Origin of the sequence: Psychrobacter sp. HD31, assembly GCF_051097895.1 — a bacterium.
In the GTDB taxonomy this organism is placed as follows: Bacteria; Pseudomonadota; Gammaproteobacteria; order Pseudomonadales; family Moraxellaceae; genus Psychrobacter.
Genome location: NZ_CP142525.1, coordinates 1,429,791 through 1,446,656, shown reverse-complemented (window position 1 = coordinate 1,446,656; position 16,866 = coordinate 1,429,791). Strand labels below are relative to the sequence as shown.

The following is a 16,866-nucleotide window of genomic DNA, read 5'->3' as shown; positions in this document are numbered from 1 at the left end:
ATCATCGTGAATACAAAGCCAACTGAATTGGAGCATTACGCCTGTGTTTGTGAGCAAAAGGTAGTATGGGGAGAAATGGATGCACTCGGTCACCTAAATAATGTGGTTTATTACCGCTATGCGGAAACGGCTCGCATCCACTATTTAGAAAACTTAGGGATGTTTGATGAACAAAGCTTTTTAGTGTTGGCACAGGCCAGTTGTAGATATATATTGCCCGTTGTTTATCCTGATACGCTACAAATAGGCGTGCGCACCAAAAAACTCGGCAAAACCAGTATTGTGTTTGACTATCTTTTTTATAGCGAAAGTCAACAACAAACTGTTGCAACTGGAGAGGGCGTTGTGGTGAATTTAGACCACAAAACCAACAAAAGTAAGCCTTGGTCAGCCCAGCAACGCAAAGACGTACTCGCCTTAGAGCAAAGCGTTGATTATATGCCAGAACATTGATTTTTTAGGGTGTTACGATTGTGTTTTACCCTTTGTAAAACTTAAGATCAGTACGAATTACCCTAGTTTATCGGTTATAAAAAACAAAAAACGGCAATTAAGCCGTTTTTTTGTTGGATGTTAAAAGTGATTATTGAGTTGGTGAGCCAACAAAATCGGTAACATTCAACTCAAAGCCAGATAAAGCATGGAAACGCATTGGGCTTGATAACAAACGCATATTTTTAACACCTAAATGACGTAAAATCTGAGCGCCGACACCAATGTCTATATATGGTGGGGTTTCTTGTTTGGTGTGTTCTTGTAAGTCTTCAAACTTATCAAGCTCACTTGCCATGTCAATTTTTTTGTCGCTGCCAATCCACACTAACACGCCGTTTTGTTGTTCGCTTATCTCTTTTAGTGCCGTTTGTATACTCCAGCCACTCCGGCTTGAGTTTGAGGTGCTTGCAGCAAATAAGTCTCGTAGCGGATGAAATCCATGTACGCGCACAGTGCAGTCATTTTGGCTTGGGTCACCTTTTACCAAAGCAATGTGAGATTGCTCAGAAAAAATTTCTTTAAATTGATAAAGGGTAAATTCGCCAAACTCTGTTAAAAATGGTCGAGTATCAACCAAGTCAACGGTTTGCTCATTTGCAATTCGGTAGTTGATTAAATCAGCAATGGTACCAATTTTTAGGTCGTGTTCTTTCGCAAAAACTTCTAAATCATCACGGCGTGCCATTTCGCCATCTGGTTTAATAATCTCTACAATCACGGCTGCAGGCTCTAAACCTGCTAGGCGAGCTAAGTCACAGCCAGCTTCTGTATGTCCGGCACGGTGCAAAACGCCACCTTTTTGAGCCATAATCGGGAAGATGTGCCCAGGTTGAACAATGTCTTCTGGTTTTGCCGCAGATGAAACCGCTGCATGCACGGTGCGTGCTCTATCTGCTGCTGAGATGCCTGTCGTTACACCTTCAGCTGCCTCAATAGACATGGTAAAGTTGGTGCTGAACTTTGCACCATTATTATCAGACATCAATGGCAAATCTAGCTGTTTACAACGCTCTTGGGTTAAGGTTAAACACACCAAGCCACGGGCATTTGTAATCATAAAATTAATGTCATCAGGGCGGACATGAGTTGCCGCCATAATAAGGTCGCCCTCATTTTCTCGGTCTTCATCATCCATTAAGATGACCATTTTACCTGCACGGATGTCGTCTAAAATTTCAGGTATTGTGTTTAATGCCATAGCGTTGCCTGTTGTTTACGTTTGGATTAATGATTGATAGATAAGAAACTTTGTATTTGTATATAGTAAGGGTTTCCAACCTAGAATAAAACCTACAACCCAAAATTTAATTAACTTTTTTGTATGTAGGCGATTATTATGTAGACTTTTATATTGCTCGCAATTGAAGTTTTTTAAAAATCATTTTTGGCAGATTGGTTTTTGAGCCATTCTAAAAACTGTTTGTTATGTTGTTCTCTTTGGTTATCGGCGTGCTGATAAAAAACCGTATCAGTTAAGGCGTCAGGTAAATATTGTTGTGGGTAGTAATGATTGGGGTAATCGTGTGGATAAATGTAGCCTTTGCCATAGCCTTGTTCTTTCATTAATCCAGTAACCCCGTTTCGCAAGTGCAATGGTACGGGGGAGTCGTCATTTTTAGCCATTTGCATTGCTTGATTAATGGCATTATAAGCACTGTTAGATTTGGCACTGGTTGCCAAGTAAATTACCGCTTGTCCTAAAATAATGCGTGCTTCTGGCATGCCAATCGCCTGTACACTGCGTAATGCGGCATCGGCAATGAGTAGCGCATTGGGGTTGGCAAGCCCAATATCCTCACTTGCAGAAATCACTAATCGACGAGCAATAAAGTCTGGTGGTTCTCCGCCTGTTAGCATGCGTGCCATCCAGTATAAAGCGGCATCCGGGTCAGATCCTCTAATGGACTTAATCATTGCAGAAACCATGTCATAGTGTTGCTCGCCATCTCGGTCATATCGAGTTAGTGCGGCTTGTGCAACTTGAGCAATCAGGGTGTCATCAATGGTTAGTCTGTCATTTACCAAAGTTGCGGTTTGTACTGCCAGCTCTAAAATATTCAACGATTTACGTGCATCACCATGTGCCAGTTTGGCAATGGTTTGACCTGCTTGCAAATCAATGTTGATTGTTTTAAACAGCACATCTTCATTAATGGCTCTATTTAATACTTGTTGTATTTGCTCTGCTGATAATGGGTTAAGGCGATAAACTTGACAACGAGACAGTAATGCATTGTTAACACTAAATGAGGGGTTCTCGGTTGTGGCACCAATCAGTGTGATGTCACCTGCTTCTACTGCACCCAGTAGGGCATCTTGCTGAGCTTTGTTAAATCGGTGTATTTCATCAATAAAAACAACAGGTATTTGGTTGTTAGTTTGGTTATCACCAAAATCTAAACCGTCACTTAGGGTTTGTTTATTTTGCTTTGCCATATCAAGCACTTCACGCAATTGTTTGACCCCAGAATTAATGGCAGATAAAGGGTGAAATGGGCGATTAACTGTATCGGCAAGTAACGTGGCGATGGTGGTTTTACCAATGCCTGCCTCGCCATGTAAAATGAGCGAAGGCAAGTGATTTTGACTCAGCATACGGCTTAATGTGGCATTAGGAGCGAGCAAGTGGGTTTGTCCAATGACTTCGTTTAAGCTTTTTGGACGGATGCGTTGGGCGAGTGGGGTGTTTGTCATGACGTGATTTCCATAAAACAATCATATTCAGAATAGTATTTAAGTGCTTGTATTAATAAGTTTACGTCAAAGTCAGTGGTATAACTTAAATAAGAAGAAACGACATCGACAAATAATTCTCCGTTATAGAGTAGTTCTAACTTATTTTTTAATACATACTCTGTATAGCCCTCTTCATTATCATCATCGTAGCAATCTAAAATAATGATTGTATTTGCTTGTGGTGAGTTTGTATATTTTTTTGTAAATAGACGTAAGTCATTAATAGGGCTATCACACAATTCATCAATTTGTAATTCTGCAAAGGTGAAGGCAAGTATGTGTTGTAAATTGTATTCCTGATGAATATTTAGATTTGGTTTCTGAGCATTTTGATACGCTTTTATTTTAGCTTCTAAACCCTTTTTTTGTTGGTAAAACATCTTTAAATCGATTTTTCCAGCGTTTTTATTATTGTTTCTATCATTCTTGAGTTTGGCAAGCTGCTGTTTGGCTTGTATGAGTTGTGCATACTCATAGAAAGATTGCATGGTTAATAACCTTAATGACTTTATTTTATGCAATAACACTATATCATGTTAGTTTGATATGATAGTTTTTTTAAAACCATAACACAATTTTTATCTCTACTTATGCTTAAAAGATTCCACAACCATCAATCACGCAAGCTCACCACGGGTGAAAAAATGATGGCGGCTTGTGTTTTTGGTAAGGCATTAGATGTGGATGATATTGAGCTTAAAACTGCTTGGTGGGTGCTTAAAAATTATGCGGTTAGCCCCAATGGCAATGTGTACTTTCATCCAGAAAACTGGATTGAAGATTTTTCTAAACAGCCGTTGGGTAGACGTGCGTGGTTTATCCATGAGCTGACACATGTATGGCAAATACAGCAAGGCATTAAAGTCTTTCGTAAAGCAGTATTTGATAGACGCTATAAATACGCAATTAAACAGGGCAAGTCTTTTTTTAGCTATGGCGTAGAGCAACAAGCACGCATGGTAGAAGACTATTATATACGTAGTCAAAATGGGCAGTCGTGTGACGACTTAAAGGCTTTGATTCCTTTTTTATTAACGTCAAATGATGAAGAGGGTAGTGATACATCTAAATCGTTTGATACCTAAATTACTCATAAGTTAACTTATTAGCTAAATAATATCTCAATTTAATAAAAAAACCGCTTCAATCATTGAAGCGGTTTTTACGATTATCTCTTAATTAAGTTATTTAACTATTAACAATAATTAACGGTCTTCTAACTTAACAAAAGTACGCTCTGTTTCGCCTGTGTACATCTGACGAGGGCGACCAATTTTAAATGGTGAGCTGTGCATTTCTAACCAGTGGCTAATCCAACCAGAGGTACGTGCAAGCGCAAACATTACTGTAAACATAGAGGTAGGAATGCCGATGGCTTTTAAGATAATGCCTGAATAGAAATCGACGTTAGGGTATAGGTTACGCTCAACAAAGTATGGGTCTTCTAGAGCAATTCTTTCTAGTTCCATAGCCAGTTCTAACTGTGGATCGTCAATGCCTAAAGCATCAAGTACTTCATCACAGGTTTCTTTCATAACTTTAGCACGCGGGTCAAAGTTTTTGTATACACGGTGACCAAAGCCCATTAATTTAACTTCACGGCGTTTAACTTTTTCCATGAACTCAGCAACGTTTTCAACCGTGCCAATTTCATCAAGCATGTTTAGTACGGCTTCGTTAGCGCCACCGTGTGATGGACCCCAAAGAGCACCAATACCAGCAGAAATACAAGCATATGGGTTAGCACCAGTAGAACCAGCTAAACGAACGGTAGACGTTGAAGCGTTTTGTTCGTGATCAGCATGCAATGTAAAGATTTTATCCATTGCTTTAACTAAAACAGGATTAACTTTGTACTCAGGATCAGCTGGTGTCGCAAACATCATATATAAGAAGTTTTCTGCATAGCTAAATGAGTTGCGAGGGTACATGAACGGTTCGCCTCGGGTATATTTGTAGCACATTGCTGCAATTGTTGGCATTTTTGCAATTAGGCGGATAGAAGTAACTTCTCGGTGTTCTTCATCACTTAAATCTAAGTCGTTATGATAAAAAGCAGATAATGCGCCGACAACACCAATCATAATCGCCATTGGGTGGGCATCACGTCTAAAGCCTTCAAAAAACTTGCGTAACTGGTCATGTACGGCTGTGTGAGCTTGCACTTTTGCATAAAACTCATCTTTTTGTGCTTTATTTGGTAAGTCACCGTATAAAAGGGCATAGCAAACTTCTAGGTATTCTGCATTGTCTGCTAATTGATCGATTGGATAACCACGGTGTAATAATTGACCTTTACCACCATCAATGAACGTGATGGCTGATTCAACAGGAGCGGTTACTTTAAAACCTGGGTCGTATGTCCAATAACCTGCTTGCTGAACTGCTGATACATCAATAACAGGGTTACCTAGTGTGCCGTTCATAATTGGCAAGTCATATTCTTTGCCATCAACCAATAGTTTTGCATTTTTTTCTGTCATAACGTCCTCTCGTGCTGTTATAAAAATTGGGTGGAATGTGAAAAATAGGATAAGTCCTCACCTATCTTATTTATAAACAATTGTTTTATCTATCAAAATATTTGAAGGTTTTATGTTTGATAATCTTTAACAAGTGTTAACATTAGCGCAAAAAATGAATTAAAAAGTAAGTTGCTTTTTTGTCTAAGCAGTCACATTTAGGGGGTTGCGCAGGTCCTTTTATTTGGCTCTTTTTATAAAAAAAGGGCTAAAGGGGTTGTCCTTCAACCTTATTAATGTAATACAAAGTTATTATATTGTCACGTAAATTAATGCTGATTATTAGTGATACTATCGTAACAAAATTTTTCTATATTAAGAAAATAACAAAAAAATTGCTTTTAATGATAAAAATAATCGTTAATTAAATTTTACATGATAATGAGAATTGTTCTATTAAACAGTGACTTATAAGCCATCATTTTCATTATTTCTTTGTGGATTTCATTTGTTTTTTATTAATAGTCATTCTATAATGTTACCGTAATTTTTTTTTAGCTAGCTATTTGTTAATTTAACTTGCTTAATTTATAGCACAAGCCAGCTAATCAACTGGTTACTTGTTTGGCTTTTGTGGTTTATTATTTATATAAGCAGTAACTCAAATAATAACTACAAAAGTGGTTACTTTTCTATAATTTCTTAGCCATAGTCTTGGCTTAGTCGTGAGTATCTTTAGGTGTGTTGTGATTACCTTTAATTATTGACGGCTACAGATTCAATGAATATGACTGAATGTCCTAATAAAATAAGGATATCCACCATGAAAAATAAACGACCGATTAATTTATCTGTAGGTCAGATTTTAAGTGTTAACGCTAAGTCGCCTATCGCAATGGCGTCGATTCTACACCGTGTTTCTGGTCTTCTCTTGTTTGTTTTAATTCCAGTTCTATTATTTGTATTACAGACATCACTATCGTCACCTGAAGGGTTTGCTTCAATTTTCGATAATATGTTTATCCGCTTTATAGTTTGGGTTTTTGTTGCAGCAACCGGCTATCACTTTGTTATGGGTGTTAAACACTTGCTTGCTGATTTAGGCATGAACGAGGAGCTTGAATCAGGGCGAAGAGCAGCATGGATTAGTATTGTTCTTGCTGTTATTGTGATTCTAGCTTCATTTGTATGGGTGATGTTCTAATGAAAAAATATAATACAGGCACAAATAGTGCAATAGGTTTAACGGGTTCAGGCGTTCGTGACTGGATGGTACAGCGTATCAGTGCAGTTGTTTTGGCTTTATATAGCTTGGTAATGCTTGGTTTCTTTTTGTTTGGCGGCGACGTTACTTATGAAAGCTGGTACTGCTTTATGATGAGCTTGCCAATGCGTTTATTAAGTTTAGTAACTATTTTGGCTTTGGCTGGACACGCATGGGTTGGTATGTGGACAATATTTACTGACTATGTAACAACTAACAAACTCGGGCCTGCAGCATCAGGCATCCGTTTTGTGTTACAAGCGGCGATGATTATTGCTACGTTGGTGTTCATGTTCTGGGGCTTAATGATTTTCTGGGGCAACTAAGCTTGCAGATAAAAGGTTAAAAGCTAAATTTAGGAGAAAGTAATGGCGGAGTATAACGAAGTCTACAAAAATATGGAAAACATCAAAACGTTACAGTTTGATGCAGTCATCGTTGGTGGTGGTGGTTCTGGTATGCGTGCTTCACTGCAGCTTGCCAAAGGCGGCCTTAATGTCGCGGTGATTACTAAAGTTTTCCCAACTCGTTCGCACACAGTAGCCGCTCAGGGTGGTATTGGTGCAAGTCTTGGTAATATGGCGCATGATAACTGGCACTTCCACTTTTATGATACCGTTAAAGGGTCTGACTGGTTGGGCGACCAAGATGCAATCGAATATATGTGCCGTGAAGCACCAAAGGTAGTTTATGAACTAGAACACTTTGGTATGCCGTTTGACCGTAACGAAGATGGTACTATTTACCAACGTCCATTCGGTGGTCACACCTCAAACTATGGTGAAAAAGCAGTACAACGTGCTTGTGCCGCAGCTGACCGTACGGGGCATGCATTGTTGCATACGCTTTACCAAAAAAATGTGGAGCAAGGTACTCAGTTTTTTGTTGAGTGGATTGCGCTTGATTTAATTAAAGATGCAGAAGGTAACATTAACGGTGTTATCGCAACCGACCAAGAAACCGGTGAAATCGGTGTATTCCAAGCACCTACTACAGTATTAGCAACGGGCGGTGCAGGTCGTATCTTTAAAGCATCAACAAACGCCTACATCAATACGGGTGACGGCGCTGGTATGGCAGTTCGTGCTGGTATCCCACTACAAGATATGGAGTTTTGGCAGTTCCACCCAACCGGTGTTGCTGGCGCTGGCGTACTTCTTACCGAGGGTTGCCGTGGTGAAGGTGCTATTTTACGTAATAAAGATGGCGAAGCCTTTATGGAACGCTACGCACCAACTGTTAAAGACTTGGCACCTCGTGATTTGGTATCACGTTCAATGGACCAAGAAATTAAAGAAGGTCGTGGCTGTGGACCAAATGGTGACTACATCGTAATGGATATGACGCACTTAGGTGCTGAAACTATTATGAAGCGTTTGCCATCGGTATTTGAAATTGGCAAAAACTTTGCTAACGTTGATATTACTAAAGAGCCAATTCCAGTTGTACCAACCATTCACTATCAAATGGGCGGTATTCCTACCAATATCCATGGTCAGGTAACAGTACCAGATTTAAATGGCAATGTAGATGAAGAAGGCTTATATACTGAAGGTAAGCTTGTTAAGGGCTTGTATGCAATTGGTGAATGTGCTTGTGTAAGTGTACACGGTGCAAACCGTTTGGGTACCAACTCGCTACTTGACTTGGTTGTATTCGGTCGAGCTGCTGGTAAACATATCATTGATGAGTTTAACAACACAGACCATACTTACAAACCATTGGCAATTACGACACTTGATGAAACATTAGCACGTGTCAATAAACTTCAAAACTCTACTGAAGGTTATTATGCACAAGATGTAGCAGATGAAATCCGTGAAGCAATGCAGTATCATGCAGGTGTATTCCGTACGCAAGAGTTAATGGATGAAGGTGTTGAAAAAATCTTGGCATTAAAAGACAAGGTAGAAAACATCCATCTTGAAGATAAATCACAAGTGTTTAACACGGCTCGTATTGAAGCGTTAGAAGTAGCAAACCTATACGAAGTAGCAAAAGCAACCATGCTTTCAGCAGCTAGCCGCCATGAATGCCGTGGTGCTCATACCGTGTTAGATTATGAGAAGCCCCTTGATGACGATTATGCACCAAATGGACGTAATGACCATGAGTGGATGAAGCACACACTTTGGTATGCAGAAGATAATAAAATCATCTACAAACCAGTACGAAAAGTGCCACTAACGGCAGACTACTGTGTGCCTAAGCCACGTGTTTACTAATGAGTGAATATCCTTTTCTAACCTTAATAGGCTAGAAAAGGTTACCTAAAGAAATTTAATTAACAAAAATATGTTGATACCAGCCTAAGTTAAATAGCCCGTATCAACAAAAGTGTGGAGTTAGCATTATGAGCCGAGGTACTCGCACCATCGAAATCTACCGCTACGACCCTGATAAGGACGCAGCACCATACATGCAGACTTATACGATTGAGTTGTTAGACTCTGATCGTATGCTTTTGGATGTACTATTACGTCTTAAAAAACAAGACGAAACATTAACATTCCGTCGTTCTTGCCGTGAAGGTATTTGTGGTTCAGACGGTATGAATATCAACGGTAAAAATGGTTTATCATGTCTTATTAACATGAATACCTTGCCAGCAAAAATCACAATCCGTCCACTACCTGGTTTGCCAGTAGTGAAAGATTTGGTTGTTGATATGAACCAGTTTTATGAGCAGTATGAAAAAGTACATCCATACTTAATCAATGACCAACCAGCACCACCAGCTGAGCGTAAGCAATCGCCAGAAGATCGTGAAAAACTCAATGGTCTTTATGAGTGTGTATTATGTGCTTGTTGTTCTACTAGCTGTCCATCATTCTGGTGGAACCCAGACAAGTTCTTGGGTCCTTCAGCATTGCTAAATGGCTACCGCTTTATTATTGATAGCCGTGATTCTGATACACAAGCACGTCTTGCTCGTTTAGATGATCCGTTTAGCATCTTCCGCTGCCGTGGTATTATGAACTGTGTTTCTGTTTGCCCTAAAGGGTTAAACCCAACCAAAGCTATTGGTCATATCCGTAACATGCTTATCGACCAAGCTGGTTAATAACATAAATAGTTGATGTTTATTTAAAAAACGCTCTCGTATGAGGGCGTTTTTGTTTTTGTAAAAGATAAAGTTACTAAAGATTAATTGATGAATCAGTCATACATAAACAATTTTTAAAGTTGAATAAAAACAAAGCAGCTGCCTGTGCCTGCAATAAAAGCATCGTTAGCTGAAATTTCATTACGTAAACTTTGTTGCGTATTAACCTGCATCGGGTAATCACACATAGGATATTTCAACCCGCTACTGCTTTTTACAAAGTATTCAGGATAAGGGAAGATGGATACCGTTTTTTCAGCATTGCTCTTTATACTAAAATCATTTTCTACAAATCGATAATATTGTTGTTCTGCATAAAAGTGACAAGTGACCTTTTGTGCATATTGACTGGCAATTGCCAAATTTCCAAGCGTGTGGTCTAGTGATTTACCATTTGCCCAAAACACATCAACATGAATCTGTTTTTTATGAGCATTTTTTTTTAGTAGCCACTTGATAGCTTTCTCAAAATCTGTGCTATCTTCATCTTGTATTTTAATAAAGTTTTTTGGACTATTTTTAATAGAGTCTCCGTCTCCTAAAACGGTAATTTTATCTATCTCTTTTTCTACTAGCTTAGTGTTTATGTCATTCCAAGCGCCATCACAAACAATAATATGTTCATAACTATGCCAGTTATTTTGTAATATAAGGTGGGATTCTCGCTCACCATTTAAAATAATCGCTATTTTAGAAGACTTAAGTGGAAAAGATATTAAATTATTCATATTTTTTTATAAGTGTTTGTTACAATACTAATGATAAGGAAATCCAGTTATTTGTCTAATATACCTTGATTGCTTGTATTTACAAGGAGTATATGATTTGAATATAGATGAAATTCACCATTATTTACCTAATTAATGGTTGGTATTTTTGATTCAAATTGTGAGATATATTAAGGCATGTTATTCTACGAATAATGTCTAGGAGACTGTGTTAAACAACGATAAGAAGGCATATTTTATTGAAAGAATATGCTTTGTGTAACACAGAAACTCAGATTATTTTTTTTACCTGTCAAAGTCAAATGAGACCAGAAAATGACAAATAATATTAATGCTCAAGGACATACTGAGCTCGCAGGCGACAACGCCACATACATTGAAGCAATGTATGAGCAATACCTAACTGACCCAAATAGTGTTGATGCAGATTGGAAACAATATTTTTCGCAATATACCACAGGGGATGATGCTCATCATCACGCGATTCAAGATCAATTTTTACTATTGGCACGTAACCAAACAGCCAATAAGCAAGTAAATTTTGCACCTGATGCAAATTTAGACCCTAACCTAAAACACATGAATGTGCAGCGTTTACTATCTATTTATAGAAGACGTGGGCATCATCAAGCCAGTCTTGATCCTTTAGGATTACAAAAGCCAGAAGTGCGTAGTGAACTGACTTTGCATTACCACGGATTAAGCGAAGCCGATTTAGATGATGTGTATCCAATTGAAAACCTAAAAGTGGATAAACAAAAAGCAAAATTGCGTGACATTATTGCCATGATGGATCGTGTTTATTGCAACCAAATTGGTGCTGAGTTTATGCATGCCACCACCAGTGAAGAAACGCAGTGGTTCCAAAATTATTTAGAGCAAAATGAAGGTCACATCAACTTTAGTAACGAGAAAAAAGTCTCGATTCTGGAGCGTTTAACGGCTGCCGAAGGTTTAGAAAAATACTTAGCCCGTAAATATATTGGTGTTAAGCGTTTTGGTCTAGAAGGTGGTGAAAGCTTTATTCCTGCAATGAATGAAATCATCCAACGTGCTGGAGAACATGGCACAAAAGAGATGGTTATTGGCATGGCACACCGTGGTCGATTAAACCTACTGGTCAACATTTTGGGTAAAAATCCTGCCGATTTGTTTGATGAGTTTGATGGTAAAGTACAACCAACCGAAGGTTCTGGTGATGTTAAATACCATAATGGTTACTCATCAAATGTAATGACGCCAGGCGGCGAAGCACACCTTGCACTTGCCTTTAACCCATCACACCTAGAGATTGTATCACCAGTATTAGAAGGCTCAGTGCGAGCTCGTCAAGTTCGTCGTGGTGATGATGAAGGCGATAGTGTATTGCCGATTGTTATCCATGGTGATGCCGCCTTTGCAGGTCAAGGCGTGGTTCAAGAAACCTTCCAGATGTCACAAACACGTGCTTACTACACAGGTGGTACGGTACATATTGTCATCAATAACCAAGTGGGTTTTACGACTTCTCGTAAAGAGGATGCTCGTTCAACTAAATACTGTACCGATATTGCCAAAATGGTGCATGCGCCGGTATTACACGTTAATGGTGATAACCCAGAAGCGGTTGTTTATGCTGCGCAAATTGCCCTTGATTATCGTCGTGAATTTAACAAAGATATTGTATTAGATATTTTTTGTTACCGTCGTAACGGTCATAACGAGGCAGATGAGCCATCTGCAACTCAGCCATTGATGTATTCAGTCATTAAAAAGTTACCAACAACACGCGCAAAATATGCTCAGCAGTTGATTGACGAAGGCGTGATTGATGCGGCGAAAGAAAAACAACTAGAAGATGAATACCGTGAGTCATTAGATCGTGGTGAATATGTTGCTAACTCGTTGGTTAGCCAACCAGACTCTAAATTATTTGTAGACTGGAAGCCATATCTTGGTCATCAGTTAGAAGACGACTGGGATACCAGCGTTGATATCGACAAACTAAAAGAGTTTGGTCGTAAAATGGCAATAATGCCAGAAGGTCATAAATTACAACGTCAAGTTGCCAAAGTGGTTGAACAACGCCTTGCCATGCAAACAGGTGAGCAACCCTTAAACTGGGGTGCGGCAGAAACGTTGGCTTATGCTACCTTAGTAGATGAAGATTTCTTGGTGCGTATTACCGGAGAAGATGTAGGACGTGGTACCTTCTCACATCGTCATAGTGAACTTTATGACATCAATACTGGTACCTTCCATGTGCCGTTACAGCATGTTAGCAACAGCCAAGCAGGACGTTTTGATACCTTTAACTCATTGTTATCTGAAGAAGCGGTACTTGCGTTTGAATATGGCTATGCAACCACTGTGCCAGACTCATTAATCATTTGGGAAGCACAGTTTGGTGACTTTGCCAATGGCGCTCAGGTAGTCATTGACCAATTTATTTCAAGTGGTGAAACAAAGTGGCAACGAGTTAATGGACTAACCATGCTATTACCACATGGTTTTGAAGGTCAAGGACCAGAGCATTCATCAGCACGTTTAGAGCGTTACCTGCAGTTGTGTGCAGAAGATAACATGCAAGTGGTAACGCCAACAACGCCAGCACAAATTTTCCACGTGTTGCGTCGTCAAGCGGTGCGTCCTATCCGTAAACCTTTGATTATCATGTCTCCAAAAAGTTTGTTGCGCCATAAACTGGCTGTATCCAATCTTGAAGAGCTTGCCAATGGTAAGTTTGAAACCGTACTGTCAGAAGTCGATGCACAAGACAACAGCAAAGTGACTCGTTTAGTGATGTGTGGCGGTAAAGTTTATTATGATATTTTAGAAAAACGCCGTGAAGCGGGTTTGGATGACGTTGCTATTGTGCGTATTGAGCAACTATACCCGTTCCCTGAGCAACGAATTTTGGCAGAAATAGAAAAATATCCAAACTTGCAAGAAATTATTTGGACACAGGAAGAACCATTAAATCAAGGTGCTTGGTATTACCTTGCCCCAGAACTATTTAAAGTGGTATTACCTCATCCAACCAAAGCAAAATTAATAGAACCTTCAGCAAGACCTGCTTCGGCTGCGCCGGCAACTGGTTCGCCAAAAATACATATAGAGCAACAGCAAGCATTGGTTAACAAAGCATTGAGATTAGCATGATAAAAGTAGGTAGCCAGCAGAGACTTGGCTATCTATTTTGTTTGCATATTTAATTTACGACATTATATAGAAACGAATTTAAAAATTTAAAAGGAGCCTATCATGGCAGATATTAAAGCACCCGTATTTCCAGAGTCGGTAGCAGATGGCACAATTGTTGAGTGGCATGTAAGCGAAGGCGAGCAAGTTAATCGTGACGACATCTTGGCAGAAATTGAAACAGATAAAGTTGTTTTAGAAGTTGTTGCGCCAGATGATGGTGTGGTAACAAAAATTATTAAAGGTGTTGATGAAACGGTTATTTCTGATGAGCTAATTGGTGAGTTTGAAGCAGGAGCCACAGGTACAGCGGCACCTAGTGAAAGTAATCAAACAGAAGAAGCACCAAAAGCAGAAGTAGCCGCCGCTACTAGCGCTAATGAAGCAAATGTTGAAGGCAGTCCTGCAGTACGTAAAGCAGCCCGTGAATCAGGTGTAAACCCTGCAGATGTTCAAGGCAGCGGTCGTGGTGGGCGTGTTACTAAAGAAGACATGGCAAACCCAACCTTAAAAACTGATCCTTCAATTACCACGGCAAGTGGTCGTCCTGTTGCTGAAGCAGTTGGTGAGCGTGTTGAAGAGCGTGTACCAATGACACGTTTGCGTAAAACGGTTGCAGGTCGTTTGTTGGCAGCAACTAACGAAACTGCTATGTTAACCACTTTTAACGAAGTGAACATGAAGCCATTAATGGACATGCGCAAAAAGTATAAAGATAAATTTGAAGAGCGTCACGGCACGCGTTTAGGTTTCATGGGTCTGTTTGTTAAAGCAGCCACAGAAGCATTGAAGCGTTTCCCTGCAGTTAATGCCTCAATTGATGGTGATGATATTGTTTACCATGGCTATTATGATGTGGGTGTTGCTGTCTCTTCAGAGCGTGGTTTGGTTGTTCCAGTACTGCGTGATACAGATCGCATGAGCATGGCAGATGTAGAAGCTGGCATCCGTGAATATGCTGGCAAAGCACGTGATGGCAAGTTAGCGCTAGAAGAAATGATGGGTGGTACGTTTACTATTACTAATGGTGGTGTATTTGGTTCACTTATGTCAACGCCAATTATTAACCCACCGCAAACTGCAATTTTAGGGATGCATGCGATTAATGAGCGTCCAATGGCAGTTAATGGTGAAGTGCAAATTTTACCAATGATGTACCTGGCACTATCTTATGACCATCGCTTAATTGATGGTAAAGATGCGGTACAATTTTTGGTAACGATTAAAGAATTGGTAGAAGACCCAACCATGTTGTTGCTTGACTTATAAGTCGCCTAAAAAGAAAGGTGGATTGCAATTGTGACAGTCCGCCTTTATTAATAAGTATTTTTTTGAATTATTAAAACTAATCGCAATATATTAGTTTGTTTTACATAAAAACAAATTGTTTGACACTTTAAAAATCAAATATAAAACAAAGCCTTTAAAGGAAATATTATGAAAGATAATTATGATTTAGTTGTTATTGGTGGTGGACCAGGTGGCTATGAAGCGGCTATTCGTGGTGCACAGCTTGGTATGAGCGTCGCTTGTATCGAAAAACGTGTGCATAAAGGTGAGCCTGCGCTGGGTGGTACTTGCTTGAATGTTGGTTGTATCCCATCAAAAGCTTTATTAGACAGCTCTCACCGTTTTGAAGCCACTCAACATGAACTTGCAGATCATGGCATTAACACAAGTGATGTTAATATCGACATTAGCAAAATGCTAGAACGTAAAGATGCGATTGTTAAGCAGTTAACAGCTGGTGTTGCTGGCTTGTTAAAAGGTAACAAAGTTGACTGGTTACAAGGCTGGGGAACACTAGAAGACGGTACAGGTAATGATAAAAAAGTTACTTTTACACCGCTAGATGGTTCAGAAGCCAAATCAATCACGGCAAAAAGCGTTATTTTAGCAGCTGGTTCTGTACCAATTGATATCCCAGTTGCCAAAACAGATGGTGAATATATTGTTGATTCGACAGGTGCATTAGAGTTTAGCGAAGTACCAAAACGCTTGGGTGTGATTGGTGCCGGTGTTATTGGTCTTGAGCTTGGCTCAGTATGGCGTCGTTTAGGTGCTGAAGTTGTGGTATATGAAGCAATGCCATCATTTTTAGCCGCTGCAGATAAAGACATTGCTAAAGAATCGCAGAAACTACTAAAAAAACAAGGATTAGACATCCGTGTTGATACGAAAGTAAACAACGCTGAAGTAAAAGACGGTCAAGTGGTTGTAACCGCGGATAAAGGTGGCGAAATTTCTGAAGAAACCTTTGATAAACTGATTGTTTGTGTTGGTCGTCGTGCCTATAGTGAAAAACTATTGGGTGAAAACTCTGGTATCCAATTAACCGACCGTGGTTTGGTTGATGTTGATGACCAATGTAAAACCAATTTAGATGGCGTATATGCAATTGGTGACTTGGTACGTGGTCCTATGCTTGCACACAAAGCAATGGAAGAAGGCATGATGGCGGTTGAGCGTATTCATGGCGAAAAAGCACAAGTAAACTATGACACCATTATCAGTGTGATTTACACAGCACCAGAAATCGCTTGGGTAGGTTTGACCGAAGAGCAAGCAATTGAGCAAGGTCATGAAGTGAAAACTGGCTCATTTGGTTTGGCAGCAAATGGTCGTGCTTTGGCGCAAGGCGAAGGTAATGGACTTGTAAAAGTGGTTGCTGATGCAAAAACGGATCGCTTGTTAGGCATGCATATGGTTGGCGTTGGCGCAGGAGATATTGTACACCAAGGTATGATCGCGATGGAGTTTGTATCAAGTATCGAAGACTTACAATTAATGACATTTGCTCACCCAACTGTTTCAGAAGCGGTACATGAAGCTGCCTTATCGGCAGATGGACGTGCAATTCATGCCATTCAACGTAAAAAACGTAAGTAAATAGTA

The 16,866-nt window shown here is 39.6% G+C and carries 14 protein-coding genes; 9 read left to right on the top strand and 5 right to left on the bottom strand.

Annotation, left to right across the window (positions count from 1 at the left end):
• The first annotated feature begins 6 nt into the window (after positions 1-6).
• Positions 7-453, top strand: coding sequence for an acyl-CoA thioesterase (locus VH441_RS06350; RefSeq protein ID WP_434352819.1), 447 nt, complete (start codon positions 7-9; stop codon positions 451-453).
• 130 nt (positions 454-583) lie between these two features.
• Here VH441_RS06350 and ribBA read toward each other — a convergent pair whose 3' ends face one another.
• From ribBA to VH441_RS06335, 3 genes are all read right to left on the bottom strand, one after another.
• The gene (gene ribBA / locus VH441_RS06345) at positions 584-1,693 is read right to left on the bottom strand and encodes a bifunctional 3,4-dihydroxy-2-butanone-4-phosphate synthase/GTP cyclohydrolase II (RefSeq protein ID WP_434352818.1); all 1,110 of its coding nucleotides are present in this window, start codon (positions 1,691-1,693) and stop codon (positions 584-586) included.
• 173 nt (positions 1,694-1,866) lie between these two features.
• Positions 1,867-3,189: a replication-associated recombination protein A gene (locus VH441_RS06340; protein ID WP_434352817.1), complete on the bottom strand. Its 1,323-nt coding sequence runs from the start codon at positions 3,187-3,189 to the stop codon at positions 1,867-1,869.
• Positions 3,186-3,719, bottom strand: a complete 534-nt coding sequence (locus tag VH441_RS06335; protein ID WP_434352816.1) for a DUF7716 domain-containing protein — start codon at positions 3,717-3,719, stop codon at positions 3,186-3,188. Before VH441_RS06335 ends, VH441_RS06340 begins: the two co-directional genes overlap by 4 nt.
• A 102-nt stretch (positions 3,720-3,821) precedes the next feature.
• Between VH441_RS06335 and VH441_RS06330 the strand changes: the two genes are divergently transcribed.
• Positions 3,822-4,316 carry a type IV secretion protein Rhs gene (locus VH441_RS06330; RefSeq protein WP_434352815.1) on the top strand — a complete coding sequence of 165 codons (495 nt, stop codon included), beginning with the start codon at positions 3,822-3,824 and terminating at the stop codon, positions 4,314-4,316.
• A gap of 120 nt (positions 4,317-4,436) precedes the next feature.
• On the opposite strand, the gene gltA is transcribed toward VH441_RS06330, so the two are convergent.
• Positions 4,437-5,714, bottom strand: coding sequence for a citrate synthase (gene gltA, locus VH441_RS06325; protein ID WP_434352814.1), 1,278 nt, complete (start codon positions 5,712-5,714; stop codon positions 4,437-4,439).
• A gap of 802 nt (positions 5,715-6,516) precedes the next feature.
• Here gltA and sdhC point away from each other — a divergent pair.
• From sdhC to VH441_RS06305, 4 genes are all read left to right on the top strand, one after another.
• The gene (gene sdhC / locus VH441_RS06320) at positions 6,517-6,897 is read left to right on the top strand and encodes a succinate dehydrogenase, cytochrome b556 subunit (protein WP_434352813.1); all 381 of its coding nucleotides are present in this window, start codon (positions 6,517-6,519) and stop codon (positions 6,895-6,897) included.
• Positions 6,897-7,283 carry a succinate dehydrogenase, hydrophobic membrane anchor protein gene (gene sdhD, locus VH441_RS06315; RefSeq protein ID WP_434352812.1) on the top strand — a complete coding sequence of 129 codons (387 nt, stop codon included), beginning with the start codon at positions 6,897-6,899 and terminating at the stop codon, positions 7,281-7,283. Before sdhC ends, sdhD begins: the two co-directional genes overlap by 1 nt.
• 72 nt (positions 7,284-7,355) lie before the next feature.
• Positions 7,356-9,182 (top strand): succinate dehydrogenase flavoprotein subunit, encoded by a 1,827-nt coding sequence (gene sdhA / locus VH441_RS06310; RefSeq protein WP_434354369.1) that lies wholly within the window; start codon positions 7,356-7,358, stop codon positions 9,180-9,182.
• 128 nt (positions 9,183-9,310) lie between these two features.
• Entirely contained in the window at positions 9,311-10,021 is a 711-nt protein-coding gene (locus VH441_RS06305; RefSeq protein ID WP_434352811.1) for a succinate dehydrogenase iron-sulfur subunit, read from the top strand.
• A 116-nt stretch (positions 10,022-10,137) separates the two neighbouring features.
• Here VH441_RS06305 and VH441_RS06300 read toward each other — a convergent pair whose 3' ends face one another.
• The gene (locus tag VH441_RS06300; protein ID WP_434352810.1) at positions 10,138-10,791 is read right to left on the bottom strand and encodes a thiamine diphosphokinase; all 654 of its coding nucleotides are present in this window, start codon (positions 10,789-10,791) and stop codon (positions 10,138-10,140) included.
• 315 nt (positions 10,792-11,106) lie between these two features.
• Between VH441_RS06300 and VH441_RS06295 the strand changes: the two genes are divergently transcribed.
• The 3 genes from VH441_RS06295 (at position 11,107) to lpdA (ending at position 16,860) form a co-directional block, all read left to right on the top strand.
• Positions 11,107-13,932 carry a 2-oxoglutarate dehydrogenase E1 component gene (locus tag VH441_RS06295; protein ID WP_434352809.1) on the top strand — a complete coding sequence of 942 codons (2,826 nt, stop codon included), beginning with the start codon at positions 11,107-11,109 and terminating at the stop codon, positions 13,930-13,932.
• A 102-nt stretch (positions 13,933-14,034) separates the two neighbouring features.
• Positions 14,035-15,240: a 2-oxoglutarate dehydrogenase complex dihydrolipoyllysine-residue succinyltransferase gene (gene odhB, locus VH441_RS06290; protein ID WP_434352808.1), complete on the top strand. Its 1,206-nt coding sequence runs from the start codon at positions 14,035-14,037 to the stop codon at positions 15,238-15,240.
• Positions 15,241-15,408: 168 nt separating this feature from the next.
• The gene (gene lpdA, locus VH441_RS06285) at positions 15,409-16,860 is read left to right on the top strand and encodes a dihydrolipoyl dehydrogenase (RefSeq protein WP_434352807.1); all 1,452 of its coding nucleotides are present in this window, start codon (positions 15,409-15,411) and stop codon (positions 16,858-16,860) included.
• The last annotated feature ends 6 nt before the right edge of the window (positions 16,861-16,866 follow it).